This window comes from Saccharopolyspora karakumensis, assembly GCF_004349225.1.
Lineage (GTDB): Bacteria > Actinomycetota > Actinomycetes > Mycobacteriales > Pseudonocardiaceae > Saccharopolyspora > Saccharopolyspora endophytica.
The window spans coordinates 1-366 of sequence record NZ_SMLA01000134.1 but is presented as its reverse complement, the minus strand read 5'-3'; the positions used below and the strand labels follow the sequence as shown (position 1 = coordinate 366).

The 366-nt window shown below is 65.3% G+C and carries 1 pseudogene; it reads left to right on the top strand.

Annotated elements, in window-relative coordinates:
* Nucleotides 1–152, top strand: a pseudogene (locus tag E1202_RS31155) (electron transfer flavoprotein subunit alpha/FixB family protein); the annotation flags it as partial.
* Nucleotides 153–366 lie beyond the last annotated feature (214 nt).

Below are 366 nucleotides of genomic sequence, written 5' to 3'. Positions count from 1 at the left end.
ACCGTGCGGGCATGCAGACGTCCAAGACGATCGTCGCGGTGAACAAGGACCCGGAGGCGCCGATCTTCGAGATCGCCGACTACGGCGTCGTGGGTGACCTGTTCAAGGTCGCCCCGCAGCTCACCGACGAGGTCACCACACGCAAGGGCTGAAGGCCTCGTCCCTGTTCTCGGCGTGCCTGCGTTTCGTGGGTGGGCGCGGGCACGCCAGCATCTCGAAACCACTCTGTGAAGGATCGTGAGCATGGGTGCTGTACAGATCACGCTTGGCGCGATCTCGGTCGCGCTCGGCGTCGTCGCGTGGAGCATGTTCGCCATGACCATCGCCCGATTCGTGCGGATCATCCGCCTCGGGCAACCCGACGGC